The following is a 265-nucleotide window of genomic DNA, read 5'->3' as shown; positions in this document are numbered from 1 at the left end:
CCACCGTGGCGGTCAGCTCGTGCTCTGCGATCTCGCGCGCCAGGTTCGGGCCGGAAATCACCCCGATGCGGGCTTGCGGGGCGATTTCCTCGAGGATCTCACTCATCAGCTTGAAGGTGTGCGCCTCGATGCCCTTGGTCAGGCTCACCAGCAGCTTGTCCGTCAATGCCGCCTGGTGTGGTTGCAGCACCTTGCGCAGGGCGCTGGAGGGCAAGGCGACGAAGATCAGTTGGCAATCGGCCAGGGTGCGCTCCAGGTCGGTGAC

1 pseudogene is annotated in these 265 nt (G+C 64.9%); it reads right to left on the bottom strand.

Annotated features, from left to right (window positions below):
- Positions 1 to 265, bottom strand: a pseudogene (locus ACLJNW_RS25785) (glycerol-3-phosphate acyltransferase); the annotation flags it as partial.

Origin of the sequence: Salmonella sp. SAL4457 (assembly GCF_046548235.1) — a bacterium.
Taxonomy (GTDB): domain Bacteria; phylum Pseudomonadota; class Gammaproteobacteria; order Enterobacterales; family Enterobacteriaceae; genus Salmonella; species Salmonella enterica.
This window is presented reverse-complemented; position numbering and strand designations above follow the sequence as displayed.